The organism is Streptomyces sp. NPDC002467 (assembly GCF_042889825.1).
In the GTDB taxonomy this organism is placed as follows: Bacteria; Actinomycetota; Actinomycetes; order Streptomycetales; family Streptomycetaceae; genus Streptomyces.
The window spans coordinates 183,885-209,308 of record NZ_JBIARJ010000009.1; the positions used below are offsets into that span (position 1 = coordinate 183,885).

Genomic DNA, 25,424 nt, shown 5'->3' on the forward strand with positions numbered 1-25,424 from the left:
GTCGTGCGGGATGCGGACAGCCGGCCCGGCGGTCGCCTATGTTGGCGTTGTGCAGGGCGGGCGCTGCCCGCCCCAGGAAACTGTGGACGATGCCCGGGGGTGACCCCTCGAGGGCATCAGGTGGAGGAGGCGCTGTGAGCAGCGACCCGTGGGGCCGAGTCGACGAGACGGGCACCGTGTACGTGCGTACTTCCGAAGGCGAGCAGGTCGTCGGCTCGTGGCAGGCGGGCACCCCTGAGGAGGCCCTGGCCTATTTCGAGCGCAAGTACGAGGGCCTGGTGGTCGAGATCGGCCTCCTCGAAAAGCGGGTGCGGACCACTGATCTGTCCGCCAAGGACGCTCAGACGGCCATCGACCACCTGCGGACGCAGGTCGACGAGCACCACGCCGTGGGCGACCTCGACGCCCTGCGCGTACGGCTGGACAAGCTGGTCGCGACCGTGGAGTCGCGGCGCGAGGAGCGCAAGGTCCAGAAGGCCAAGCAGGCGGACGAGGCCCGTACGGCCAAGGAGGCCCTGGTCGTCGAGGCGGAGCAGCTGGCGCAGAGCGACCAGTGGCGCAGCGCCGGCGAGCGGCTGCGCGCGCTGGTGGACATCTGGAAGGGCCTGCCGCGGCTGGACCGCAAGTCGGACGACGAGCTGTGGCACCGCTTCTCGCACGCCCGCTCGGCCTTCTCCAAGCGCCGCAAGGCCCACTTCGCCTCGCTGGACGCGCAGCGCGAGGACGCGCGCAAGGTGAAGGAGAAGCTGGTCGCGGAGGCCGAGTCGCTGTCGAAGTCGACCGACTGGGGTCCGACGGCCGCCCGCTACCGCGAGCTGATGGCGGACTGGAAGGCGGCGGGCCGGGCGCAGCGCGAGGCCGAGGACGACCTGTGGAACCGTTTCCGCGGTGCGCAGGACGTGTTCTTCGCGGCCCGCGGCGAGGTGTTCGCGGAGCGCGACGCCGAGCAGACCGAGAACCTGAAGCTGAAGGAGGAGCTGGCCGAGGAGGCCGAGAAGCTCGTTCCGATCACGGACCTGAAGGCGGCCCGTGCCGCGTTCCGCTCCCTCAACGAGCGCTGGGAGGCCATCGGCCACGTGCCGCGGGACGCCCGGCCGAAGGTCGAGGGCCGGATGCACGCGGTGGAGCGGGCGATCCAGGAGGCCGAGGAGGGCGAGTGGCGCCGTACGAACCCGGAGGCGCGGGCCCGTGCGGCCGGTCTGACGGGTCAGCTCCAGGCGGCGGTCGACAAGCTGCGCACGCAGATCGACGCGGCGCGCGCCGCGGGCAACAACGCGAAGGCCGACAAGTTGGCGCGTGAGCTGGAGGGCCGCCAGGCCCTGCTGGACCAGGCGCTGAAGGGCCTGGAGGAGTTCGGCGGCTGACACCGGTCACCGCACCTTTCGAAACGGCCCCGGCACGGATTCCGTGCCGGGGCCGTTTCGCGTCAGCCGGCGTCCACGGGGTCAGGGAAGGGCCCGGCTGCCGTCCTGGAGCAGGTCCAGCGCGTGTTCGAGGACCTCGCAGGCCTGGATGTGGTTGCCGGACTCCTGGAGGAGTGCGGCGAGGCGGCGGCACACCTGGACGGCCTCGGGACCGTAGAACCGGTGCGCCTGCTGGAAGGCCTGTTCCAGCACTTCCATGGCCTCGCGGGTCTGGCCGGTCTCCTCCAGCATGTCGGAGAGTTCGAGCTGGACGGCGAGCAGGTCCCCCTCGCCGTCGGGCGCCCGTTCCTGGAGCGCGAGCCGCAGCACGGGCAGTGCGTCCCGGGTGCGGCCGGCGGAGCGCAGGACGCGGGCGAGTCCGAGTCCGGCGACGACCATGGCGGAGCGGACGTCGGCCTGGAGGACTGGGCCGGCGGGGACGCCGTCCCTCACGGCGCGGGCCCGGTTGCGGACGAGCCGGAGCCGGCCCATGCCCATCTCCTGGGCGTGCTGGGGCAGCGGGCGGTTCTTGCCGCGCAGCCGGTGCGCCATCGTGCGGCAGAGGGTGTCGAGGTCGATCAGTTCGGGTCCCTCGCGGATCCCTTCGCGCAGGATGGTCAGCAGTTCGCCGGTGAACGCGGTGTGCCGTTCGCCGTCGGGTGCGAGTGCCACCCGGTCGCGCGGGGAGGCGGTCAGTACGTACGCGCCCTCCACGGCGGCCTGCGCGGCGAGGGCGTCCCCGTCGCCCGCGAGGGTGAGGGCGGCGCGGCCGCTGAAGCAGCAGTCGAGGATCACCACCTTGCGCCGGGCCTGGGACTCGCGCAGGACGGACCGCAGGTTCTGGTAGGCGACGGCGGTGTAGCCGACGTGTTCGCGGGAGCCCTGGAGGGCGAGGTAGAGGTCGGCCGTGGCCGCGTCGCGCATGCCGTGTCCGGCGTAGTAGACGAACAGCGTGTCGGTGGCCTCCTCCCCCGCGCGGGTGACCGGGTCCAGCAGCTCCGCGGGGTGCTGGGGGTCGAGCACGAGCGTGCAGTGCTGCTCGGGCAGCCCCCAGATGGTCGCGTCGCAGAGCTCCGAGGCCAGGTCCTTCACGTTGGACTCGACGGCCGGGAGCGCCGCCAGGTGCCGGTATCCGGCGCTGCCGATGAGGACCGCCCGCGAGGCCGCCGGGTCAGGCAGTCCCGTCATGGTCCCCGTCCGCGTGCCCGCTGCCGTTCTCCAGCACCGCGACGATGCGGCGCAGGGCTTCGGGGTCGTCGGCCTCGTCCCCGGTGAGCGTGACCTCGTACGGGCCGTGGCGCACGGTGAGGGCGGGCGGGCGGCGGCGCGAGGCCTGCCACTGGAGCACGGAGAAGACCAGCGATGCGACGGACAGGCCGCTGCCGACGGTCAGTTGGAGGAGGTCGAAGCCGGGCGACCCCATGGGCGTGCCGCCGGCCGCCGTCGCCGGCGCGCCGCTGCGGATCCGGCCGCGTACGGTGCGGCGCAGCGACTCGTCCTCGCCCAGCCAGAGCAGCAGCGACCGCAGTTCGGTCTCCGAACCCTGCCCCGGTCGGCGGTGGTCGACCTGTAACGCGTACTCACTCATCCCCTGTGCCCCTCCCGTGTCCGTGATGCGCGGTGACCCGCGCGAAAAGCTCCAGTGCCTGTGCCGCCTTGCCCTGTCTGGCCAGGCACACGGCCTGCCAGTAATTGCAGGCAAGGGTGGTCGGATGGCCGTGTCCCAGGGTCTCGGCGCAGAACGCGCCGAGACCGCCGAGCCGGTCCATCGCCTCGTTCAAGCGCCCGCGTTGGATCAGGCCTACCGCCTCGCGCTGCCGGGACAGCGCGGTCTGCTCGGTCATCCGGCTGCGCACCAGGCCGCGGGTGACCTCGCTGAGGGCGACGCCGCCGCTCTCGGGCGCGGGCCGGTGGCCGGGCCGGACGTCGACCCGGTGCCAGTCGTACTCGGGGGCCTCGGTGACGGGAACCGGCGTGGCCTCGTCGGCTTCGCGCCACGGCGCGGCCGCCGGTTGCGCGTCGCGGGCGGACGGCACGGAAGGGTGCCCGACCGGGGCGGGCAGGGCCCAGCCGTTGGCGTCGTCGTCCGGGGGCGTGGTCTCCCGGCCGACGGCGTGGTCGTCGGCCCACGGCCGGATCAGGGCCTCGGCGGCGTCGGCGCGGGAGGTGCGGACGGCCGGGTCGAGGGCGCTGAGGGCCTCCACCGCGTCCGCGAGTCCGGGCGGGAAGTAGGGTCCGGCGTCGCGCAGCGAGGGCATGCCCTCGTGGACGGCACGGAACATGAGCACCGACAGGTCGCCCGCGTCACCCAGCGGGTTGGTGCCGGTCAGCATGAAGTACAGGCAGGCGCCGACCCCGTACACGTCCGAGGCCGGCTGCGGCGGCCGGCCCGTGATGCGTTCCGGGGCCATGTACTGGGGCGTGCCGATCAGGTCCTCGCCGGTGGCGGTGAGGGCCTCCTCGCCGCTCAGTCGGGCCAGTCCGAAGTCGTACAGGACGACCCGGCCGTCGGCGGTGACCCGGATGTTGCCCGGCTTCACGTCGCGGTGGAGCACGCCCTCGCGGTGCGCGGCGCCCAGCCCGGCCAGGGTGTCGGCCGCGATCCGGCAGGCCTCGCCCACGGGCAGTGCGCGGTCCGCCTCGACCAGGTCGGAGACGTCCGAGCCGTCGAGGAACTCCATCACGAGGTAGGGCGTGCCCTCGTCGATGCCCCGTTCGTACACGCCCACCACGTTGGGGTGCCTGATCCGGGCGAGGGCACGGGCCTCGGCCCGGAAGCGCTCGGCCGCCCGCTCGCTCACCGTTCCGTACGTCGACAGGACCTTGACGGCGACGCGGCGCCGCAGGTCCGTGTCCTCGGCCTCGAAGACGGTGCCCATGCCACCCTGGCCGAGCAGCCGTACCGGTGCGAAGCGCTGGGCGAGCCCGCGCGGGAATACGGCGGCCACGTGTCCCCCCGGGGTGGCGTCAGAGAGCGGCGGTCAGGCGGCCTCGGTCACGGCCTCCTTGCAGATGTCACACGGTAGACGTCGTACACGCCCTCCACACCCCGAACGGCCTTCAGGACGTGGCCCAGGTGCTTGGGGTCGCCCATCTCGAAGGTGAAGCGCGAGGTGGCGACCCGGTCGCGGGAGGTCTGGACGGCGGCCGACAGGATGTTGACGTGCTGGTCGGACAGGACGCGGGTGACGTCCGACAGCAGCCGGGACCGGTCCAGCGCCTCCACCTGGATGGCGACGAGGAAGACCGAGGACTGGGTGGGCGCCCACTCGACTTCCAGGATCCGCTCGGGCTGCTGGGAGAGGGAGTCCACGTTGACGCAGTCCGCGCGGTGAACCGATACGCCGCTGCCGCGGGTGACGAACCCGATGATCGGGTCGCCCGGAACCGGGGTGCAGCAGCGGGCCAGCTTGACCCACACGTCGTCGACGCCCTTGACCACGACACCCGGGTCGGCGTTGCTGCGCCGCTTGCTGCGGGCGCGCGCCGGCGGGATCGACTCCTCGATGTCCTCGTTGGCGGCCTCCTCGCCGCCGAGGGCCGCCACCAGCTTCTGGACGACGCCCTGCGCGGCCACGTGGCCCTCGCCGATGGCCGCGTACAGGGAGGAGATGTCGGGGTAGCGCATCTCGTGCGCGAGGGTGACGAGCGAGTCGCCGGTGAGGATGCGCTGGATCGGCAGGTTCTGCTTGCGCATGGCCCGCGCGATGGCGTCCTTGCCGTGCTCGATGGCCTCGTCGCGGCGCTCCTTGGAGAACCAGGCGCGGATCTTGTTGCGGGCCCGCGGGGACTTGACGAAGCCCAGCCAGTCGCGGGACGGTCCGGCGCCCTCGGCCTTGGAGGTGAAGACCTCGACGAGGTCGCCGTTGTCGAGGGTGGACTCCAGCGGGACCAGGCGGCCGTTGACCCGGGCCCCTATGGTCCGGTGGCCGACCTCGGTGTGGACGGCGTAGGCGAAGTCCACGGGCGTGGCGCCGGCGGGGAGCGCTATGACGTCGCCCTTGGGCGTGAAGACGAAGACCTCGTTGCGGGAGAGGTCGAAGCGCAGCGAGTCGAGGAACTCGCCCGGGTCCTCGGTCTCCTTCTGCCAGTCGAGGAGTTGCCGCAGCCAGGCCATGTCGTTGACGGTGTCCTGGCCTGCGCTGCCCTTGGCGGCCTGGGGCACGTCGGTGCGCACCTTCGAGGTGCCGGCGACGGTCTGCTGCTTGTACTTCCAGTGCGCGGCGATGCCGTACTCGGCGCGGCGGTGCATGTCGAAGGTGCGGATCTGCAGCTCGACGGGCTTGCCGCTGGGTCCGATGACCGTCGTGTGGAGCGACTGGTACATGTTGAACTTGGGCATCGCGATGTAGTCCTTGAACCGGCCGGGGACCGGGTTCCATCGCGCGTGCACGGTGCCGAGGGCGGCGTAGCAGTCCCGGACGGTGTCCACCAGCACGCGGATGCCCACGAGGTCGTAGATCTCCGCGAAGTCACGGCCGCGGACGATCATCTTCTGGTAGACGCTGTAGTAGTGCTTGGGCCTGCCGGTGACGGTGGCCTTGATCCGGGCGGCCCGGAGGTCGACCATCACCTCGTCGGTGACGACGGCGAGGTACTCGTCCCGCTTGGGCGCGCGCTCGGCGACGAGGCGGACGATCTCGTCGTACATCTTGGGGTAGAGGATCGCGAAGGCGAGGTCCTCCAGCTCCCACTTGATCGTGTTCATGCCCAGGCGGTGCGCCAGCGGGGCATAGATCTCAAGGGTCTCGCGGGCCTTCTTCTCCTGCTTCTCCCGCTTGAGGTAGCGCATGGTGCGCATGTTGTGGAGCCGGTCGGCGAGCTTGATGACCAGGACGCGCGGGTCCTTGGCCATGGCCACGACCATCTTGCGGACGGTCTCGGCCTGCGCGGCCTCGCCGAACTTCACCCGGTCGAGCTTGGTGACGCCGTCGACGAGCAGGGCCACGGCGTCGCCGAAGTCGCGGCGCAGGTCCTCCAGGCCGTACTCGGTGTCCTCGACGGTGTCGTGCAGGAGACCGGCCATGAGGGTGGCGGGGTCCATGCCGAGCTCGGCGAGGATGGTGGTCACCGCGAGCGGGTGGGTGATGTACGGGTCGCCGCTCTTGCGCTTCTGACCGCGGTGCCAGCGCTCGGCGACCTGGTAGGCCTGTTCGAGCTGGCGCAGCGTCGCCGTCTCGATCTTGGGGTCGTTGCTGCGGACTATGCGGAGCAGCGGCTCCAGCACCGGGTTGTACGCGTTCGACCGCTGGACGCCGAGCCGGGCGAGGCGGGCACGCACCCGGTTGGAGGACCCGGCCGACTTCACCGGCGCGGGCTTGACCGGCGGGGCCGGCGGGGGCGTGGCGGATGCCGCCGTGGCCTGCTCGGCCTGCGGGTCGGGCTGCGCGGCGGAAAGTGGCTGGACCTCGTCTGGCAAGAGCGCTCCTCAGCGGGATCCGGTGCCCGTGTACGGTCCGGATAACCCATCGTAGCGAGGGTTCCGCTCCCCCGTTCCCCGCGCCCACCCCTCGGCCATTCCGGTGCGGGTCCGCTGCCGGGGGTCCGCCCCGGACCCCGCTCCTCAAACGCCGGAGGGGCTGGATTTCGGCTGCTGCCGTCCGCCAGGTGCGGCTGGAGTGCCCGCAGGGCGGCATCAGCCCCTGTCGGGCAGCACTTGCGAACGCAGCTCAGCCAATTCCAGCCCCTCCGGCGTTTGAGGAGCGGGGGTCCGGGGGCTGGCCCCCGGCAGCGGCGCCGCAGACGGAAGCGGCGGGCACCCGGGGCGAACCCGGATACCCGCCGCTCGGCGAACAAGGTGGTCAGACCACGATCAGCGCGTCCAACGGAGCCCCCGCCAGGGAATCGGCGATCTTGGCCCGTCCCGGAAGGAACGACAGCTCCATCAGGACCGCCACGCCGGCGACCTCGGCCCCGGCCCGCCGGATCAGGGACAGCGAGGCCTCGGCGGTGCCACCGGTGGCCAGGACGTCGTCGATGACCATGACCCGGTCACCCGCCGCCAGGTCCTCCGCGTGGACCTCGATCTCCGCGGTCCCGTACTCCAGCTCGTACGCCTGGGCCAGCGTCGCCCCCGGCAGCTTCCCGGCCTTGCGGACCGGCACGAAGCCGATCCCGGCCTGGACCGCCACCGGAGCCGCGAGGATGAACCCCCGCGCCTCCAGGCCGACGATCTTCGTCGCCCCGCACCGCGCGGCCAGCTCCACCAGGACGTCCGTCAGCGCGGCGAACGCCTTCGGGTCCGCCAGCAGCGGGGTGATGTCCTTGAACATCACGCCCGGCTTCGGATAGTCCGGCACGTCCTTGATGCGGCTGAGGAGCAGCTCCCGTACCGACTCGGACAGGGGCGCCGTCACCGGCGCCGTCCCGACCGGCCCTGGGCCACGACCTGCGGCTCGTCGCCGGAGTCGGTGCCCTCCTCCGCGGACTCGCCCTTGGCCGCCGCGGACGCGCGCTTCGCGAGCACCCGCTTCTTCAGGGCCTTCATCGCCGGCTCGCGCTCCTTCAGGTCCACGACCAGCGGGGTCGCGATGAAGATCGACGAGTAGGCACCGGCCGCGAGGCCGACGAACAGCGACAGCGAGATGTCGTTCAGCATGCCGGCGCCCAGGAAGCCGCCGCCGATGAACAGCAGCGCGCCGACGGGGAGCAGCGCGACCACCGTGGTGTTGATCGAACGGACCAGGGTGCCGTTGATGCTGCGGTTGGCGATCTCGCTGTACGTGTAGCGGGTCTGCTTGGTGATGTCCTTCGAGCCCTCCTTGAGACCGTCGAAGACGACGACGGTGTCGTAGAGGGAGTAACCGAGGATCGTGAGCAGACCGATGACGGTGCCCGGCGTGACCTCGAAGCCGACGAGCGCGTAGATGCCGACGGTGATGGTGAGGTCGTGGATCAGCGCGATCAGCGCCGCGACCGCCATCCGCCACTCGAAGGCGATGGCCAGGTAGATCACCACGAGGACCATGAAGATCGCGAGGCCCGTCCAGGCCTTGTTCGCGATCTGCTCGCCCCAGCTGGGGCCGACCAGGTCCGCGTTGATGTCCGCCTCGTTGACCTTGAGGTCGGTGGCGAGGGCCTTCTTCACGTCGGCCGCGGCGTTGGTGTCCAGACCGGAGATCTGGATGCGCAGGCCGCCGGTGCCGAGTTCCTGGACGATCGCGTCGTGGCCCGAGGCCTTCTCCGCCTCCTCGGTCGCCTTGGCGACGGAGACGGCCGTCTTCGGGGTGGTGAAAACGGCACCGCCCTTGAACTCGATGCCCATGTTGAGGCCCTGAACGGCCAGGGCCACGATCGCCGTGATGGTGATCAGGATGGAAACGCCGTACCAGAGAAAGCGCTTGCCGACGAAGTCGTAGCCGACCTCACCGCGGTACAGCTTGGCGCCGAGATCTCCCAGCTTCGACATCTCTCACGCCTCCTTTGCGTCGACGGGGACGGGGGCGGAGCCGGCACGGCGGGACCGGCGCAGCGGGGGCTTGGCGCCGAGCCGCTTCGGGTCGAGGCCGGACCACGGGTGGCCACTGCCGAAGAAGTTCGTACGGGCCAGCAGCGTCATGATCGGCTTGGTGAAGAGGAACACCACGACCACGTCGAGCAGGGTGGTCAGACCCAGGGTGAAGGCGAAGCCCTGCACCTTGCCGACGGTGACGATGAACAGCACCGCGGCCGCCAGGAACGACACGAAGTCGGAGACCAGGATGGTGCGCCGGGCACGCGGCCAGGCGCGCTCGACGGCCGGACGCAGGGTGCGGCCCTCGCGGATCTCGTCGCGGATGCGTTCGAAGTACACGATGAACGAGTCCGCCGTGATGCCGATCGCCACGATGGCACCGCAGACGGCGGGCAGGTTCAGCGCGAAGCCGATGCCCTTCCCGAGCAGCGCCATGATCGTGTAGGTGAGGATCGCGGAGACCATGAGGCTGACGATCGCGACGAGCGCCAGGCCCCGGTAGTAGATCACCAGGTAGATCACCACGAGGAGCAGACCGATGGCGCCGGCGATCAGACCGGCCTTCAGCTGCTCGCCGCCGAGGGCGGCGGTGACGGTGGTGACGCTGTCCTCGCTGAAGGAGAGCGGCAGGGCGCCGTAGGAGAGCATGTTGCCCAGGTCCTGCGCGGACTGCTGGTTGAAGCCACCGGAGATCTGGGCGTTGCCGCCCAGGATCGCGCCGCTGACGGACGGGTCGGAGACGACGTCGCCGTCGAGCACGATCGCGAACTGGTTCTGCGGGGACTGCTTGGCCGCCAGCTCGCCGGTCACCTTGGCGAAGGCGTCGGCGCCCTTGTCGTTGAAGTTCATCGTGACGATCCAGGCGCCTGCCTGCTGGTCGATGACTCCCTTGGCGCTCTTGACGTCCTTGCCCTCGACGGCTGCCGGACCGAGCACCCACTTGCCCCAGGCGTTCCCGCGCTTGCCACAGGCGAGCGTGGGCTCGCCGGGCTTGGCGCCCTTGATGGCGGCGCGCTGCTTCTCGTCGGTGCAGTCGAGCGCCGCGAACTTGGCCTGGAGGTCGGCGGCGGCCGCGTCACCCGGAGGAGTGGCGCCCGGAGTCGCCGACGGCGACGCGGAGGGGGTGGCCTTGTTGTCGTCTGCCTTCTTCGACTCGCTCGCCGAGGGCGAGGGGGTCGCGGCCGGGGCCTTGAGGGCCTCACTGACCGCGCGGCCCTGGGAAGTGGCGCTGGACGACGGGGTGGCCGACGGGGACTTGCTGCCCTCGGCCTTGGGAGCGCCGGAACCGCTCGCGGACGGGCTCGGGCTCTGCGTGCCCTCGGGAGCGGCGGGAGCGCCGTCCGCGAAGGCGAGGACCGGGCGGAAGTACAGCTGGGCGGTGGTGCCGACCTGCTCGCGGGCCTGCTTCTCGTTCATCCCCTTGGGGATGTTCACGATGATGTGGTCGCGGCCCTGCGTCTGGACCTCGGCCTCCGAGACGCCGAGACCGTTGACGCGGCGCTCGATGATGCCGACCGCCGTGTTCATGTTGGTCTCGTTGATCGCGTCCGGCTTGCCGGGCTCGCTCTTGGCCTTGAGCGTGATGCTCGTGCCGCCGGCGAGGTCGATGCCGAGTCGGGGAGTCGTCTGCTTGGAGACGAACATCCCCGCGGTGAGCGCCACCATCGCGATCAGGATGATCGCCAGGGCGCGCCCCGGCCTCCCCTGCGCCCCCGTGGGCCGCTGGCCCTTCTTCGGTGCTGCCACCTTGTCGTTTCTCCCTGTCCAACCGTCCCGCGCCGGGTCAGCGCGCGGACGGCCACGAAATGTGTGGTGGGGACCCCTGCCCCCCGCAGAAGTGGGTCACTGACCAGGACCGCGACGGCCGCCGATCAGGCGCCTTCGCGGTCCCCGGCCGCGCGCTACTTCGCGTCGGCCTCGCCGTCGGTCTTGCCGTCCTTGGGCTCGTCCTTCTTGGGCTCGTCCTTCTTGCCCAGGTCGAGCTTGGGCGCCTCGTCCTCGGCCGGGGCCTCGGTGAGGGAAGAAGCGTCGTCCGGGACGACCGGCGTGTCCGACAGGTCGTCGCCGATGCCGTGGACGATGCGGTTGTACTCCGCGTCGTCCAGGACGGCGCCGATGGCGTTCTTCGCGTAGACCGCGTGGACGCCGGGAGCCACCTCGAGGGTGACGGTGTCGTCGCCGACCTCCTTCACCGTGGCGTACATGCCGCCGATGGTGCGGACCCCGGTACCGGGCGTCATGTGGTCGCGCATCTGCGCGGCCTCGGCCTGCTTCTTCTTGGCGTTGCGGGTCATCAGGAACATCGCACCGATGATCACGATGAACGGGAGGAGTGAAATGAGACTCACGGGACGGAGTTCCTTCGCACGACCGCACGCGGACGGCGGCCTTTTCTACGGGGGTGGGCACACCGACCCGAAGGGTCGGCATCGGCGGAGTCTAGGCGAGTCCGCACCGATGGAACAACGCCCAGCATGGCACCGCAGTTCCTGAGGGGGCGAACCTCCGCGCCGTCAGGCCCCGAACAAGCCCTGTTGTCCGCTTGATCCACTGATTGATCCACTGGCGCCGTGCTGCGGCGGGACAAGCCCCAGGTGGGCCCATGCGGCGGGGGTTGCGACCCGCCCGCGGGGGGTGCGCGCGAGCAGCCCCTCGCGCACGAGGAAGGGCTCGGCGACCTCCTCCACGGTTTCCCGCTCCTCGCCGACGGCCACGGCGAGGGTGGACAGTCCGACGGGCCCGCCGCCGAACAGCTTGAGGAGCGCCTCCAGCACGGCCCGGTCGAGCCGGTCGAGCCCGCGTCCGTCCACTTCGTACACCTGGAGCGCGGTACCGGCGACCTCGCGGGTGATCACCCCGTCGGCCCGTACCTGGGCGTAGTCGCGGACCCGGCGCAGCAGGCGGTTGGCGATGCGGGGCGTGCCGCGGGAGCGGCCGGCGATCTCGGCGGCGCCGGCGGTGTCGATCTCGACGTCGAGGAGTCCGGCGGAGCGGTGGATGACGCGTTCCAGCTCTTCGGGGGCGTAGAACTCCATGTGCCCGGTGAACCCGAAGCGGTCGCGCAGCGGCGGCGGCAGCAGGCCGGCCCGGGTGGTCGCCCCGACGAGGGTGAACGGCGGCAGCTCCAGGGGGATGGCGGTGGCCCCCGGCCCCTTGCCGACGATCACGTCGACCCGGAAGTCCTCCATGGCCATGTAGAGCATCTCCTCGGCGGGCCGGGACATGCGGTGGATCTCGTCGAGGAAGAGGACCTCGCCCTCCTGGAGGGAGGAGAGGATGGCGGCGAGGTCGCCGGCGTGCTGGATGGCGGGGCCGGAGGTGATGCGGATCGGCGCGTTCATCTCGGCCGCGATGATCATCGAGAGGGTGGTCTTGCCGAGGCCGGGCGCGCCGGAGAGCAGGACGTGGTCGGCGGTGGCCCCGCGCTGCCTGGCTGCCTTGAGGACGAGGTCCAGCTGCTGGCGGACCTTCTCCTGCCCGACGAACTCCCCGAGGTCCTTGGGCCGCAGCGCCGCCTCGACGGCGGTGTCCTCGCCGTCCGCCGCGGGCGCGACAATGCGGTCGCTCTCGTCATCCCAGTTCACGGTGTCAGTCTGCCTTCTGGTTCGTTCCGGTGGTCTGTCCGGGGTGCGGGGGCGGCCCGCTGCGCGGAGCTGCTCCCCGCCCCGCCCTTTCGCCGTTTCCCGGGGCTCCGCCCCGGACCCCGCGCCTCAAACGCCGGCGAGGCTGGATTTTCAGCCCGTCCGGCGTTTGAGGACCGGGGTCTGGGGCGGAGCCCCAGGGAACGGTGGAAGGGAGGGTAGGGGACGGCCCCGCGCAGCGGCGAGCCGTCAGCGGGCCCGGTTCAGGGACTGGAGGGCGGCCCGCAGGAGCTGCGGCACGGGGGCCGAGCCACCGGCAGCGATGGCGGCCTCCGCCTGGGGGGTCACCGCGTCCACCGCGTCCTCGGCCTCGCGGGAGGCGTAGCCGAGCCCGATCAGCGCCGCCGCCAGCTGCTCCGTCCACGGCGCCGGCCCGGACGCCACCGGCGCACGCTGGGCGCCGACCACGGCGGGCGCGCCCAGCTTGCCCTTCAGCTCCAGCAGCAGCTTCTGCGCGCCCTTCGGCCCGATGCCCGGCACCGCCGTCAGGGCCTTCGCGTCCCCTGAGGCGAAGGCCGCCCGCAGTGCGTCCGGGCTGTGCACCCCGAGCATCGCCTGGGCCACCCGGGGCCCGACCCCGCTCGCCGTCTGGAGCAGCTCGAAGACCTGCCGCTCGTCGTCGTCGGCGAAGCCGTACAGGGTCAGGGAGTCCTCCCGGACGACGAGCGAGGTGGCCAGCCGGGCCGGCTCGCCCGTCCGCAGGCCCGCGATGGTGTTCGGCGTGCACTGCACGGCCATGCCCACTCCCCCGACCTCGATCACGGCCAGGGTGGGGGTGAGCGCGGCGACGGGGCCGCTGACGAAGGCGATCATCTACTTACGGCCTTTCGAGCCGGAGGCGTGCAGGGCGACCGCCTGCTGGAGGCGGTTCTGGGCGGGGGCCCGCCAGATGTGGCAGATGGCGAGGGCGAGGGCGTCGGCGGCGTCGGCGGGCTTGGGCGGCTCGGCGAGCCGCAGGAGCCTGGTCACCATGGCCCCGACCTGCGCCTTGTCGGCCCGGCCGCTGCCGGTGACGGCGGCCTTGACCTCGCTGGGGGTGTGCAGGGCGACCGGTATCCCTCGGCGCGCCGCGCACAACATGGCGACGGCGCTGGCCTGGGCGGTGCCCATCACGGTGGAGACGTTGTGCTGGCTGAACACCCGCTCCACGGCGACGATTTCGGGGTGGTGCGCATCGAGCCATTCCTCGATGCCCTGCTCGATGGCGACGAGCCGGTGTCCCAACTCCGCGTCCGCGGGCGTCCGTACGACCCCGACCCCGAGCATGGTCAGGGGACGGCCGGCGACGCCTTCGACGACTCCGACGCCGCACCGCGTCAGCCCCGGGTCCACACCCAGTACGCGCACCGCACCCCCTGATTCAGGTCACTTCATCCGTCCGTGCAGGCTATCCGCCCCCACTGACAATGCGACGGCGGGCCGACAGGGTGTGTCCTGTCGGCCCGCCGTCGTCAGCGCGAGTCCGTCGACTCAGGCGTCGACCTTCTCCATGACCTCGTCCGAGACGTCGAAGTTGGCGAAGACGTTCTGCACGTCGTCGCTGTCCTCGAGCGCGTCGATCAGCTTGAAGATCTTGCGGGCGCCCTCTTCGTCGAGCTCGACCTGCATGGTCGGGACGAAGCTGGAGTCCGCGGAGTCGTAGTCGATGCCGGCTTCCTGGAGCGCGGTGCGGACCGCGACCAGGTCGGTGGCCTCGCTGATGATCTCCCAGGTCTCGCCGTTGTCGTTGACCTCTTCGGCACCGGCCTCCAGGACCGCGTCCAGGACGTCGTCCTCGGCGAGCTCGGCCTTGGGCAGGAGGATGACGCCCTTGCGGTTGAACAGGTACGAGACCGAGCCCGGGTCGGCCATGGAGCCGCCGTTGCGGGTCATGGCGACGCGGACGTCGGAGGCGGCGCGGTTGCGGTTGTCGGTGAGGCACTCGATGAGCACCGCGACACCGTTCGGGCCGTAGCCTTCGTACATGATCGTCTCGTAGTCGGCGCCGCCGGCCTCGAGGCCGCCGCCGCGCTTGACCGCGGAGTCGATGTTCTTGTTCGGGACCGACTGCTTCTTGGCCTTCTGAACGGCGTCGAAGAGCGTCGGGTTGCCGTCGATGTCGGCACCGCCCATACGGGCCGCGACCTCGATGTTCTTGATCAGCTTCGCGAAGAGCTTGCCGCGCTTGGCATCGATCACGGCCTTCTTGTGCTTCGTCGTAGCCCATTTAGAGTGGCCGGACATCCGCCTGTCTCCTTCGCGTAACCAACAGTGTTCGTGTCCGATCCTACCGGGACCGGGTCACAGCCCCGCGCGCACCATGTCGACGAAGTACGCGTGAACGCGATCATCGCCGGTCAGCTCGGGGTGGAACGAGGTCGCGAGCACGTTGCCCTGGCGCACGGCGACCGTGTGGCCGTCGTACGTGGCGAGCACCTCGACCGGGGCGCCGACGGACTCGACCCAGGGGGCACGGATGAAGACGCCCTCGACGGGACCGCCCTCTATGCCGGCGAAATCGATCTTCGCCTCGAAGGACTCGTTCTGCCGCCCGAAGGCGTTGCGGCGGACGATCATGTCGATGCCGCCCAGGGTCTCCTGGTCCTCACGGCCGTCCAGGAGCTTGTCCGCGAGCATGATCATGCCGGCGCAGGTGCCGTACACGGGCATGCCCGCGGCCACGCGCTCGCGCAGCGGCTCCAGCATGCCGAACAGCACGGCGAGCTTCGACATGGTCGTGGACTCGCCACCGGGGATCACCAGGGCGTCGACCTCGGCGAGCTCCTCGGGGCGCCGGACCGGCCTGGCCACGGCGTCCGCCGCGGCCAGGGCGATCAGGTGCTCCCGTACGTCGCCCTGGAGTGCCAGGACACCGATCACGGGGGTGTTCGTCATGTCGGGACTACCAGCCGCGGTTGGCGTAGCGCTCGGCCTCGGGCAGCGTGTCGCAGTTGATGCCGACCATGGCCTCGCCCAGGTTGCGGGAGGCGTCCGCGATGATCTTCGGGTCGTCGTAGAAGGTGGTGGCCTTCACGATGGCGGCGGCGCGCTTGGCCGGGTCGCCCGACTTGAAGATGCCGGAGCCGACGAAGACGCCCTCGGCACCGAGCTGGCGCATCAGCGCGGCGTCGGCGGGGGTGGCGACGCCACCGGCGGAGAACAGCACGACCGGGAGCTTGCCGAGCTCGGCGACTTCCTTGACGAGCTCGTACGGGGCGCGCAGCTCCTTGGCGGCGGCGTACAGCTCGTTGTTGTCGAAGCCGCGCAGCTTGGCGATCTCGTTCTTGATCTGGCGCAGGTGACGGACGGCCTCGACGACGTTGCCGGTGCCGGCCTCGCCCTTCGAGCGGATCATGGCCGCGCCCTCGGCGATGCGGCGCAGGGCCTCGCCCAGGTTGGTGGCACCGCAGACGAAGGGGGTGGTGAACGCCCACTTGTCGGAGTGGTTGACCTCGTCGGCCGGGGTCAGGACCTCGGACTCGTCGATGTAGTCGACGCCGAGGGACTGCAGGACCTGGGCCTCGACGAAGTGGCCGATGCGGGACTTGGCCATCACGGGGATGGACACGGCCTCGATGATCTCTTCGATCATGTTGGGGTCGGACATGCGCGCGACGCCGCCGTCCTTGCGGATGTCGGCGGGAACCCGCTCCAGGGCCATGACGGCCACGGCGCCGGCGTCCTCGGCGATCTTCGCCTGCTCGGCGTTGACCACGTCCATGATCACGCCGCCCTTGAGCTGCTCGGCCATGCCTCGCTTGACGCGCGAGGTGCCGATGGCCGACTCGGCGGACTGGGGGGTGGTGGGAAGCGTGCTCACGGATTGACCTCACTCGAAGGGAACTCGGAAGGGGGCGGGTACTACTGGCAGAGGAAACCCCGGGGGACCAGTCCACTGCAAGGGCCAATATGGAGCAGGTGGCTCCTCTACTGGTCCATTGCGGTCCATTGCGGCCTGTCGCGGCCCGGTACGGATCCGCTACGCGGGCCGGTCGGCGAGGTCGGCCGGGGGCTCGTCGTCCATCTCGAAGGCGAGCGGGAACGGGGCGTGCCCCGCCAGCCGGAACCAGCGCACCTTGCGGTGCCTGCGCAGGGCGCGCGCCGCCCGTACGGCGTCGTTGTGGAACCGGCGCGCCATGGGCACCCGCCGCACGGCCTCGGCCAGCTCCTCCGCGGCCGCCACGCCCCCCGGGGCCGCCTTCAGCTCCTCCACCTGGTCGGCGTCGGAGAACACCGCCCGCAGGGCCTGGCTGAGCTCGCTCTCGGCGACCTCCCGGTTCTCCTGGTCGGCCTGTCGCGCGGCGTGCGCGGCCTCGTACAGCACCAGGGAGGACGCGGGATCCAGTGCCCCGGAGGTGGCCACCTCCAGCACCACGGAGGCCCTCCGTACGAGCTGGGCGTCGAGCGCGGCCCGCGAGGCGTCCATGCGAGAGTGCAGCCGGTCGAGCCGCCCTGCGGTCCAACTGAGGTAGACCCCGACCACTCCGAGAGCGAGGGCAATCCAGACAAGGGTTTCGATCACGGGCGGCGACACTACCGCCCGGCGGGCCCGGGCCCCTCATCCGCCCTCCGCGGGGGGACCGTGGGGTGGGGCGCCGATGCCTCCGAGCACGCCGTGGCCATGGGATGGACCGCCTTGGCCGCGTTCGCGGCGGCGATCGTGCCGGGGATCAGGGAGTGACCGCCACGACCCGTCCTGCTCTGCGGGGTGCTCCTCGCGGGCGCGCCCGACTGCGCGAGGCGGTGTGGACGGCCCCCGACCGGATCCGCATGACCACCGGGGAGGGCCGGGTCTTCGAGGTGACCGTCGCCCCCGACGGCCGCCCGGACCGGGTCGCCGCCACCGGCTGGTGAGCCCTCCCGCCCGTCAGGAGGACGAGTCGCGGGAGAAGCCCAGCCTGGTGCGGAGCGGGACGCGTTCGTCCGTGGCCACCGCCGCCGCGCCGTCCGTGACGGTCTCGTAGACCGCCAGGATGTCCGCCCCGACCGTGGACCAGTCGAAGCGGCGGACGTGGGCCGAGCCGCGGGCGCTCAGTTCCGCGCGGCGGGCCGGGTCGCGCAGGAGGGCGATGGCGCCCTCCGCGAGGGCGGCCGCGTTCTCGTTGGCGAAGAGGTCGCCCGCGCCGCCCTGGTCCAGGACCTGCGCGAAGGCGTCCAGGTCGGAGGCGAGGACCGCCGCGCCCGCCGAGAGGGCCTCGACCAGGATGATGCCGAAGCTCTCGCCGCCGGTGTTCGGGGCGACGTACACGTCCACGCTGCGCAGCAGCCGGGCCTTGTCCTCGTCCGAGACCATGCCGAGGAACTCGACGCGGGCGCGGAGGTCCGCGGGCAGGGACGCCACCGCTTCCTCCTCGTCACCGCGGCCCGCCACCAGGAGGCGTACGTCCGGGCAGGCCTCCACGATCTTCGGGAACGCCGCCATCAGGACGGGCAGGCCCTTGCGGGGTTCGTCGATGCGGCCGATGAAGCCCAGGGTCTGTCCGGACCACTCGGGGTTCGGGTCGGCCTTGGCGAAGAAGTCCACGTCGACGCCGTTGGGGATGACCACCGCGTCCCCGCCCAGGTGCTCGACCAGGGTGCGCCGCGCGTACTCGCTCACGGCGATCCGCGCGCTGATCTTCTCCAGCGCCGGCTGGAGGATCGGGTAGGCCGCGATCATCGCCCGCGAGCGCGGGTTCGAGGTGTGGAAGGTCGCCACGATCGGCCCCTGCGCCGCCCAGCAGGACAGCAGCCCCAGGGAGGGGGAGGCGGGCTCGTGAATGTGGATCACGTCGAAGGTGCCGTCGTGCAGCCAGCGGCGCACCCGGGCGGCGGAGAGGAACCCGAAGTTGAGACGGGCGACGGAGCCGTTGTACGGGACGGGGACGGCCCGACCGGCCGAGACCACGTAGGGCGGCAGCGGGGTCTCGTCGTCGGCCGGGGCCAGGACCGACACCTCGTGGCCGAGGCGGATCAGGTGCTCCGCGAGATCGCGGATGTGGAACTGGACGCCGCCCGGCACGTCCCACGAGTACGGGCACACGATGCCGATCTTCACTACGGGCGCTCCTCCAGGTCGTCGAGCCACAGCCGTTGCAGCATGTGCCAGTCCTCCGGGTGCTCGGCGATGCCCTCGGCGAAGGCGTCCGCGAGCGCCTGCGTCATGGCGTCGGTCTTCTCGGCCCGGGTCCCGGTCTTCGGCACCTCCACCGCGGGGTGGAACCGGCCGTACATCTTCGGCGAGTCCCCGTAGTACAGGGTCACCGGGAGCAGTACCGCCCCCGTCTGCTGCGCCAGCAGCGCCGGCCCGGCCGGCATGCGCGCCGTCGAACCGAAGAAGTCCACCTCGACCCCGGAGGCCGACAGGTCCCGGTCCGCGACCAGGCAGATCAGACCGCCGGAGCGGAGCCGGCGGGCGAGGGTGCCGAAGGCGGCGCCGCCGCTGTGCGGCAGCACCTCCATGCCCAGGCTCTCCCGGTAGGCGACGAAGCGGTCGTAGAGGCTCTCGGGCTTGAGGCGCTCGGCGACCGTGGTGAAGGGGACCCCGAGGTGGCCGGTGACCCACGCGCCGGCGAGGTCCCAGTTGGCCAGGTGCGGGAGGGCCGCGATGACCCCTCGCCCGGAGGCGATGGCCTCGCGCAGGATGTGGTCGTCCTTGAGCTGGACGTCCTCGCCGAACCGTTTCGGGTCCATCGTCGGCAGCCGGAAGGACTCCATCCAGTACCGCATGTACGAGCGCATCCCCGCCTGGGAAAGCTCGCGCAGCCGCTCGGGCGTGGCGTCGGGCACCACCCGGGCCAGGTTCGACTCCAGGCGCAGCACGCTCTTGCCGCGCCGCTTCCACGCGTAGTCGGCGATGCGGCGCCCGAGGGCCACGGCGGCCGGCTCGGGCAGCTTCTTCACGCCGGCCCAGCCGAGCCCGTACACCGCGTCGACCAGCTTGTCCTGTGCCTTGCCCATCAGGCGGCACCTCCCTCGGCGGGAGAGGCCGCGTCCGCCTCCGCCGACTCGCGGCGTACGGTGACCATGCGCTGGATCAGCGTGATGAGCGAGCCCACCGCCACGATCCACAGCGCGATCGGCAGGAGCACCCCGATCCAGGAGGGCACACCGAAGGTCTGCAGTCCGGACAGACCGGCCGCGACCAGCGAGATCACCAGGCGCTCGGCCCGTTCGATCAGCCCGTTGACGGCGACCGGCAGCCCGATCGACTCGCCGCGGGCCTTCGTGTACGAGACCACCTGCCCGCTGGCCAGGCAGAAGATCGCGACCGCGCACAGCGCGTTGTCGTTCCCGGAGCCCGCGTACCAGAGCGCGAGGCCGCCGAAGATCGCCGCGTCCGCGACGCGGTCGAGGGTGGAGTCGAGGAAGGCGCCCCAGCGGCTGGAGATCCCGGCCTGGCGGGCCATGTTCCCGTCCACCAGGTCGGAGAAGACGAAGACGGTGATGGTGATGGTTCCCCAGAAGAACTCTCCCCGGGGGAAGAAGACCAGCGCTCCGGCCACCACTCCGGCCGTGCCGATCAAGGTCACCGCGTCCGGGCTCACCCCCCGCCGGAGCAGAAAAGCGGCGAATGGCGTGAGAACACGCGTGAAGAATGCACGCGCGTACTTGTTCAGCATGGCCTTCCCGGAGGGTCGCTGGGCCGCGCGGCCACCACGGCCACCGGCTGGCCCATCGTAGCCGGCACGTCGCCCCCGGGACGCCGCGCACCCACCGGTTACCTCCGGTTGCACCGCCCGCCGCTCCCCGGGCCCCCCGCGGGGCCCTCCCGGGTACGACGTATGGACGCGGTGTGACAGCGGTGCAAAGCTCGAAGGACACCCACCTCCTCACCGTCACCACCGGGAGGCACGAGAATCATGGGAGCCACATCACACCAAGCCGGAGCCGCCGGCAGGGCACTGACGGCCGACCGGCCGAGCTCCATACGGAACGTCGTGCTGGTCGGCCACAGTGGATCCGGCAAGACCACGCTGGTCGAAGCCCTCGCCCTGACCGCCGGAGCGGTCAACCGGGCGGGCCGCGTCGAGGACGGCGGGACCGTCTCCGACTACGACGAGATCGAGCACCGCCGACAACGCTCCGTCCAGCTCTCCCTCGTCCCCGTCGAATGGGGCGGGATCAAGATCAACATTCTGGACACCCCCGGATACGCCGACTTCGTCGGAGAACTCAGGGCCGGTCTGCGCGCCGCGGACGCGGCCCTTTTCGTCGTCTCCGCCTCGGACGGCGTCGACGGGGCCACCCGCATGGTGTGGGACGAGTGCGAGGCCGTGGGCATGCCGCGCGCCATCGTCGTCACCCACCTGGAGGCGGCCCGCTCGGACTACACGCAGATGACGGCCGTCTGCGGCGAGATCTTCGGCGCCGACGACCCCGATGCAGTCATCCCCCTCTACCTGCCCCTGCACGGCCCCGCCGGAGCCGACGGCCACGCCCCCGTCACCGGCCTTCTCGGCCTGCTCTCCCAGCGCGTGTACGAGTACTCCTCCGGCTCCCGCGTGGAACGCGACCCGGATCCCCAGGAGCGCGCCCTCATCGAGGGCGCACGCTCCCGCCTGATCGAGGGGATCATCGCCGAGAGCGAGGACGAGAGCCTCATGGACCGCTATCTCGGCGGCGAGGACATCGACCTCAAGACCCTCGTGGACGACCTGGAGCGGGCCGTCGCCCGCGGCACCTTCCACCCCGTCCTGATGGCGGCCCCCGCCGCCGACGGGGGCAAGCAGGGCCTGGGCACCGTGGAACTCCTCGAACTGGTCACCGGCGGCTTCCCCACTCCCCCGGAACGCCCCGCCGTGAACGTCACCGCCCCCGACGGCGCCCCCCGCCCCGCCGTCACCTGCGATCCCGACGGGCCGCTCGTCGCCGAGGTCGTCAAGACCTCCTCCGACCCGTACGTCGGCCGCGTCTCCCTCGTACGCGTCTTCTCCGGCACCCTGCGCCCCGAGGCGACCGTGCACGTCAGCGGCCACGGTCTGGAGGACCGCGGGCACGAGGACCACGATGTCGACGAGAAGATCGGCGCCCTCAGCTCCCCCTTCGGCAAACAGCAGCGCGTCCTGAACCACTGCATCGCCGGCGACCTGGCCTGCGTGGCCAAACTCACGCGCGCGGAGACCGGCGACACCCTCTCCGCCAAGGACGACCCGCTCCTGATGGAACCCTGGACCATGCCCGACCCGCTGCTCCCCCTCGCCATCGAGGCGCACAGCAAGGCCGATGAGGACAAGCTCTCCCAGGGCCTGGCCCGGCTCGTCGCCGAGGACCCGACCATGCGGCTGGAGCAGAACCCGCACACCCACCAGGTCGTCCTGTGGTGCCTCGGCGAGGCCCACCAGGACCTCGCCCTGGAACGGCTGCGCACCCGCTACGGCGTCCAGGTCGACGCCGTACCGCACAAGGTGAGCCTGCGCGAGACCTTCGGCGGCAAGGCCGCCGGGCGCGGCCGGCACGTCAAGCAGTCCGGCGGCCACGGCCAGTTCGCGATCTGCGAGATCGAGGTCGAGCCGCTCCCGCCGGGCAGCGGCATCGAGTTCGTGGACAAGGTGGTCGGCGGCGCGGTGCCCCGCCAGTTCATCCCGTCCGTGGAGAAGGGCGTACGGACGCAGGCCGCGCGCGGGGTGGCCGCCGGCTATCCGCTGGTCGACGTGCGCGTCACCCTCCTCGACGGCAAGGCGCACTCGGTGGACTCCTCGGACGCCGCGTTCCAGACGGCCGGCGCGCTGGCCCTGCGCGAAGCCGCCGCCGAGGCCCGCATCGAGCTGCTCGAACCGGTCGCCGAGCTCGCGATCCTCGTCCCGGACGAGTACGTCGGCCCGGTCATGAGCGATCTCGCGAGCCGCCGGGGCAGGGTCGTGGGCACCGACCAGGCAGGTCCCGGGCGCACCCGGGTCCGCGCCGAGATCCCCGAGATCGAGATCGGCCGGTACGCGGTCGAACTGCGCTCCGTGTCGCACGGCACGGGCCGCTTCGCCCGGGCCTACGCCCGGCACGAGCCGATGCCGCCGCAGATCGCGGACAAGGTTCGCGAACAGACCGAGAAGGGAAGCAAACTGACATAGCGTCGGGAAGGGCCGCCCGCCAACCCGCTTGCGGTGGGCGGCATTTCCCTGTCCCATGACCATGGGGCGGGATCCGCCGATAGGCTCGTCGGCGCACCAAAGAGCACGAACGCACAGCGATGGGGTGGGGGCAGCGGTGGCGGACGACGGATTCGACTTCAGGCCCGGAGCGCAGATTCCTCTCCAGGGCGGTGGCGGGCAGACGGCGGCGACCAACGCGCTGGCCTCGGCCGCGTACCGCGACGGCGGCGGCGACACGAAACTCGCAACGATCCTCACCGCCAACAGCGAGAACCACCCCGCCACGGTCAAGGCGGGCAAGATATCGCTCTTCGAGCCGAACCTCGGCGAGGCCTTCTGCCGGGCCGTGGAAGCCCGCACCCTCGGCTCCGCCCGCAAGCCGCTCATCCAGTCCTTCGGAGCCGACCCGCAGACGGTCGTCGAGCACTGCCTGGCCGCGACGCGCATCCGCAAGGAGCGCGACGGCAAGCTCAGGCTGATCATGCTCGTCTGCGGTGTGCTGTTCCTGCCGGGCCTGCTGCTGTGGCTGGGGCTCTTCCAGCTCCGCAAGACGCTCGCCAAGAACGAGGGCAAGCGCGCCTCGTGGATGGGCACCGCGGTGCTGGTCGGCATCGCCCTGGTGGTGGCGGTCCTGATGTTCCGGCTGCCGCTCACCGGCTTCCTCGGCCTCTACCTGCGCGGCATGGTGCTCGCCCCGGCCCTGGGCTGGCTGCTCGCCCGCCGGCTGTGCGAGTCCACCGCCGCCGACCTGCGCTCCCGCTGGGACGGCCTGCTGGCGGGTGACGGGATCGGCGCCAAGATCCCCGAGGCCGTGCCCGGCAACCCCGACGAGAAGGCCCGCGAGGACCTGCGCCACCAGCTCGCCAAGCTGACCGCCGAGGACCGGAGCAACCAGGTCTTCTACGCGGGCCCCAAGGGCATCCTCGGCATGGGCACCCGCTGGGGCAGCTGGCAGATGGCCGAGGAACTCGCGCCCACCGGCGAGGGCGCCGAGATCCACCCCTTCCGCAGCTGGGACGTGATTCGGGCGATCGACACCCAGCTCCGCAAGCTGGAGCGCGGCCCCCTGCACACCGGTGGCTTCCCGACGGCCGCCATCCAGCACTGGATCGTCACGCCGATCGGCGAGGGCGCCGGCGAGGTGGCCCGCCCCTCCGGCGAGAACATCGACAACTTCCTGATCAAGTCGCACGAGATCACCCGGATCTGCAACGAGCAGCAGTTCAGCTCCGGCAACCGGCACTACCTGGGCATCCAGTACCCGCTCTGGGACGGCCAGCTCGTCATCAACATGCTGGTCACCGTCACCGTGCTCTACAAGACGCTGCGCGTGGACGTCACCGCGCACGCGCTGGGCCCCGTACACGGACTCTTCACGACGAAGTCGAAGGCCCCGGTGGTGGAGGTCCCCAAGAGCATCCGCTTCTGGGAGACCGTCGAGCGCCCGCAGCCGCTGGTGGACACCAGCGAGGTCGTACGCCTGGCCGTCCGGGCGCCGCTGACCTGGTTCCCGCCGATCCTGGACTTCCTCGGCGGGAAGCTGGTCCTGCCCGAACCCTTCGGCATCCGGCACGTGTGGGCCGGCTCGATGTGGCGCCACCGCTTCATGGCCGACGACGCGCTGCGCACGGTGGCCCCGGTGCTGCGCGCGGTCCACGCCGCGACGTTCAAGGTCCTGGAGGAGAACGGCGTCGACATCGACCGCTTCACCAACCGCTCCTCGATCATGAGCGGCCTGATCCAGGAGCCGGCCCCGCGCAAGGCGGACGTCTACGACGCGTAGCCCGGACACCCGGTTAGGCTGAAGTGATCCCCGGAGGAGGCAGCATGACGGAGCGCAAACCGCCTGGCGTGGACATCGAATCCTGGGTGGACCGGCAGATCAGGGAGGCCGCCGAGCGCGGCGAGTTCGAGGAGCTGCCGGGCTTCGGCAAGCCGCTGGCCTCCCTGGAGGCGCCCTACGACGAGATGTGGTGGATCAAGGGGAAGATGCACCGCGAGGGCTTCGCCGCCCTGCCGCCCGCGCTGGCGCTGCGCAAGGAGGCCGAGGACGCGCTGGAGGCGGCCCGCGCGGCCCGCTCCGAGCGGCGGGTACGGGCGATCCTCACCGAGATCAACGAGAAGATCGCCGCGGCCCTGCGCATGCCGCCGCAGGGCCCGCCGCTGAACCTGACCGAGTACGACGTCGAGGCCGTAGTGGAGGAGTGGCGCGCGGCGCGCGCCGGCTGAGCGCTCCCCCGCCGCCCGCCGCGGGTCAGTCCGTGGGCCAGGCGTCCGCGAGCATCTGCCGGGTGTCCGCGAGGAGCTGCGGCAGGACGCGGGTGTGACCGACGATCGGCATGAAGTTCGTGTCCCCGCCCCAGCGGGGCACGATGTGCTGGTGCAGGTGCGCGGCGATGCCGGCGCCTGCGGCACTGCCCTGGTTCATGCCGATGTTGAAGCCGTGCGCCCCGGAGGCCTTGCGCAGCGCGACCATGGCCCGCTTGGTGAGGTCCGCCAGCTCGGCGGTCTCCGGGGCGTCCAGGTCGGTGTAGTCGGCGACGTGCCGGTAGGGGACGACCATGAGGTGCCCGCCGTTGTACGGGTACAGGTTGAGCACCGCGTAGACGTGCTTGCCGCGGGCGACGATCAGCCCGTCCGTGTCCGACATCTCCGGAATGCCGCAGAAGGGACACCCGTCCCCGGCCTCGGGGCCGGTGGGCTTGTTCTCGCCCTGGATGTAGGCCATCCGATGCGGGGTCCACAGGCGCTGGAACCCGTCATGCGTGCCAACGCCGTTCTGCTGCTCCGGCTCACTCGTCATGGCGGCAAGCATATGACCTTGCCGGTACGGACGGAGAAGGCCCCCGGAAAGTGATCACTTTCCGGGGGCCTTCTCGGG

24 protein-coding genes are annotated in these 25,424 nt (G+C 71.4%); 5 read left to right on the top strand and 19 right to left on the bottom strand.

Annotated features, from left to right (window positions below):
- Positions 1-134: 134 nt before the first annotated feature.
- Positions 135-1,364, top strand: coding sequence for a DUF349 domain-containing protein (locus ACFYYJ_RS20440; RefSeq protein WP_385132797.1), 1,230 nt, complete (start codon positions 135-137; stop codon positions 1,362-1,364).
- Positions 1,365-1,445: 81 nt separating this feature from the next.
- On the opposite strand, the gene ACFYYJ_RS20445 is transcribed toward ACFYYJ_RS20440, so the two are convergent.
- The 15 genes from ACFYYJ_RS20445 to ACFYYJ_RS20515 all read right to left on the bottom strand — a co-directional run bounded on the left by ACFYYJ_RS20445 (position 1,446) and on the right by ACFYYJ_RS20515 (position 16,998).
- Positions 1,446-2,591, bottom strand: coding sequence for a caspase family protein (locus tag ACFYYJ_RS20445; protein WP_385132795.1), 1,146 nt, complete (start codon positions 2,589-2,591; stop codon positions 1,446-1,448).
- A complete protein-coding gene (locus ACFYYJ_RS20450; RefSeq protein WP_385132793.1) occupies positions 2,575-2,991 on the bottom strand; it encodes a hypothetical protein in 417 nt (138 codons plus the stop codon). Before ACFYYJ_RS20450 ends, ACFYYJ_RS20445 begins: the two co-directional genes overlap by 17 nt.
- Complete coding sequence (locus ACFYYJ_RS20455; protein WP_389134234.1) at positions 2,984-4,351, bottom strand: serine/threonine-protein kinase; 1,368 nt, start codon at positions 4,349-4,351, stop codon at positions 2,984-2,986. Before ACFYYJ_RS20455 ends, ACFYYJ_RS20450 begins: the two co-directional genes overlap by 8 nt.
- A gap of 47 nt (positions 4,352-4,398) precedes the next feature.
- Complete coding sequence (locus ACFYYJ_RS20460; RefSeq protein WP_385132788.1) at positions 4,399-6,822, bottom strand: RelA/SpoT family protein; 2,424 nt, start codon at positions 6,820-6,822, stop codon at positions 4,399-4,401.
- A 382-nt stretch (positions 6,823-7,204) separates the two neighbouring features.
- Positions 7,205-7,759: an adenine phosphoribosyltransferase gene (locus ACFYYJ_RS20465; protein WP_389134237.1), complete on the bottom strand. Its 555-nt coding sequence runs from the start codon at positions 7,757-7,759 to the stop codon at positions 7,205-7,207.
- The gene (secF, locus tag ACFYYJ_RS20470; protein ID WP_385132782.1) at positions 7,756-8,811 is read right to left on the bottom strand and encodes a protein translocase subunit SecF; all 1,056 of its coding nucleotides are present in this window, start codon (positions 8,809-8,811) and stop codon (positions 7,756-7,758) included. Before secF ends, ACFYYJ_RS20465 begins: the two co-directional genes overlap by 4 nt.
- A 3-nt stretch (positions 8,812-8,814) precedes the next feature.
- The gene (gene secD / locus ACFYYJ_RS20475) at positions 8,815-10,602 is read right to left on the bottom strand and encodes a protein translocase subunit SecD (protein WP_389134240.1); all 1,788 of its coding nucleotides are present in this window, start codon (positions 10,600-10,602) and stop codon (positions 8,815-8,817) included.
- A gap of 155 nt (positions 10,603-10,757) precedes the next feature.
- The gene (yajC, locus tag ACFYYJ_RS20480) at positions 10,758-11,204 is read right to left on the bottom strand and encodes a preprotein translocase subunit YajC (protein WP_389134243.1); all 447 of its coding nucleotides are present in this window, start codon (positions 11,202-11,204) and stop codon (positions 10,758-10,760) included.
- A 165-nt stretch (positions 11,205-11,369) separates the two neighbouring features.
- Positions 11,370-12,440 carry a Holliday junction branch migration DNA helicase RuvB gene (gene ruvB / locus ACFYYJ_RS20485; protein WP_389134246.1) on the bottom strand — a complete coding sequence of 357 codons (1,071 nt, stop codon included), beginning with the start codon at positions 12,438-12,440 and terminating at the stop codon, positions 11,370-11,372.
- 246 nt (positions 12,441-12,686) lie between these two features.
- Positions 12,687-13,310 carry a Holliday junction branch migration protein RuvA gene (gene ruvA / locus ACFYYJ_RS20490; protein ID WP_389134249.1) on the bottom strand — a complete coding sequence of 208 codons (624 nt, stop codon included), beginning with the start codon at positions 13,308-13,310 and terminating at the stop codon, positions 12,687-12,689.
- Positions 13,311-13,844: a crossover junction endodeoxyribonuclease RuvC gene (ruvC, locus tag ACFYYJ_RS20495; protein WP_385129377.1), complete on the bottom strand. Its 534-nt coding sequence runs from the start codon at positions 13,842-13,844 to the stop codon at positions 13,311-13,313.
- 123 nt (positions 13,845-13,967) lie between these two features.
- The gene (locus ACFYYJ_RS20500; RefSeq protein WP_385129379.1) at positions 13,968-14,720 is read right to left on the bottom strand and encodes a YebC/PmpR family DNA-binding transcriptional regulator; all 753 of its coding nucleotides are present in this window, start codon (positions 14,718-14,720) and stop codon (positions 13,968-13,970) included.
- Positions 14,721-14,777: 57 nt separating this feature from the next.
- Positions 14,778-15,371, bottom strand: a complete 594-nt coding sequence (pdxT, locus tag ACFYYJ_RS20505; protein ID WP_384588658.1) for a pyridoxal 5'-phosphate synthase glutaminase subunit PdxT — start codon at positions 15,369-15,371, stop codon at positions 14,778-14,780.
- Positions 15,372-15,378: 7 nt separating this feature from the next.
- On the bottom strand, positions 15,379-16,296 hold the full coding sequence (gene pdxS / locus ACFYYJ_RS20510; protein ID WP_365033999.1) for a pyridoxal 5'-phosphate synthase lyase subunit PdxS: 918 nt from the start codon (positions 16,294-16,296) through the stop codon (positions 15,379-15,381).
- A 159-nt stretch (positions 16,297-16,455) separates the two neighbouring features.
- Positions 16,456-16,998 carry a hypothetical protein gene (locus ACFYYJ_RS20515; RefSeq protein WP_385129381.1) on the bottom strand — a complete coding sequence of 181 codons (543 nt, stop codon included), beginning with the start codon at positions 16,996-16,998 and terminating at the stop codon, positions 16,456-16,458.
- Between the two features lie 155 nt (positions 16,999-17,153).
- Here ACFYYJ_RS20515 and ACFYYJ_RS20520 point away from each other — a divergent pair, with 155 nt between their 5' ends.
- Positions 17,154-17,330: a hypothetical protein gene (locus ACFYYJ_RS20520; protein ID WP_389134255.1), complete on the top strand. Its 177-nt coding sequence runs from the start codon at positions 17,154-17,156 to the stop codon at positions 17,328-17,330.
- 13 nt (positions 17,331-17,343) lie between these two features.
- Here the strand turns inward: ACFYYJ_RS20520 and ACFYYJ_RS20525 are convergent, their stop codons facing one another.
- The 3 genes from ACFYYJ_RS20525 to pgsA are packed head-to-tail and all read right to left on the bottom strand — an operon-like array spanning position 17,344 to position 20,077.
- On the bottom strand, positions 17,344-18,513 hold the full coding sequence (locus tag ACFYYJ_RS20525) for a glycosyltransferase family 4 protein (RefSeq protein ID WP_385365950.1): 1,170 nt from the start codon (positions 18,511-18,513) through the stop codon (positions 17,344-17,346).
- Entirely contained in the window at positions 18,513-19,415 is a 903-nt protein-coding gene (locus ACFYYJ_RS20530; protein ID WP_385129385.1) for a phosphatidylinositol mannoside acyltransferase, read from the bottom strand. Before ACFYYJ_RS20530 ends, ACFYYJ_RS20525 begins: the two co-directional genes overlap by 1 nt.
- Positions 19,415-20,077, bottom strand: a complete 663-nt coding sequence (gene pgsA / locus ACFYYJ_RS20535) for a phosphatidylinositol phosphate synthase (protein ID WP_385129386.1) — start codon at positions 20,075-20,077, stop codon at positions 19,415-19,417. Before pgsA ends, ACFYYJ_RS20530 begins: the two co-directional genes overlap by 1 nt.
- A 240-nt stretch (positions 20,078-20,317) precedes the next feature.
- On the opposite strand from pgsA, the gene ACFYYJ_RS20540 reads away from it, so the two are divergent.
- From ACFYYJ_RS20540 to ACFYYJ_RS20550, 3 genes are all read left to right on the top strand, one after another.
- Entirely contained in the window at positions 20,318-22,522 is a 2,205-nt protein-coding gene (locus ACFYYJ_RS20540) for an elongation factor G-like protein EF-G2 (protein ID WP_385129388.1), read from the top strand.
- Between the two features lie 136 nt (positions 22,523-22,658).
- Entirely contained in the window at positions 22,659-24,326 is a 1,668-nt protein-coding gene (locus tag ACFYYJ_RS20545; RefSeq protein ID WP_389134260.1) for a hypothetical protein, read from the top strand.
- A 44-nt stretch (positions 24,327-24,370) separates the two neighbouring features.
- Positions 24,371-24,772, top strand: a complete 402-nt coding sequence (locus ACFYYJ_RS20550) for a DUF1992 domain-containing protein (protein WP_385129391.1) — start codon at positions 24,371-24,373, stop codon at positions 24,770-24,772.
- Between the two features lie 25 nt (positions 24,773-24,797).
- Here the strand turns inward: ACFYYJ_RS20550 and ACFYYJ_RS20555 are convergent, their stop codons facing one another.
- Positions 24,798-25,358 carry an HIT family protein gene (locus ACFYYJ_RS20555; protein WP_384588629.1) on the bottom strand — a complete coding sequence of 187 codons (561 nt, stop codon included), beginning with the start codon at positions 25,356-25,358 and terminating at the stop codon, positions 24,798-24,800.
- Positions 25,359-25,424: the final 66 nt, after the last annotated feature.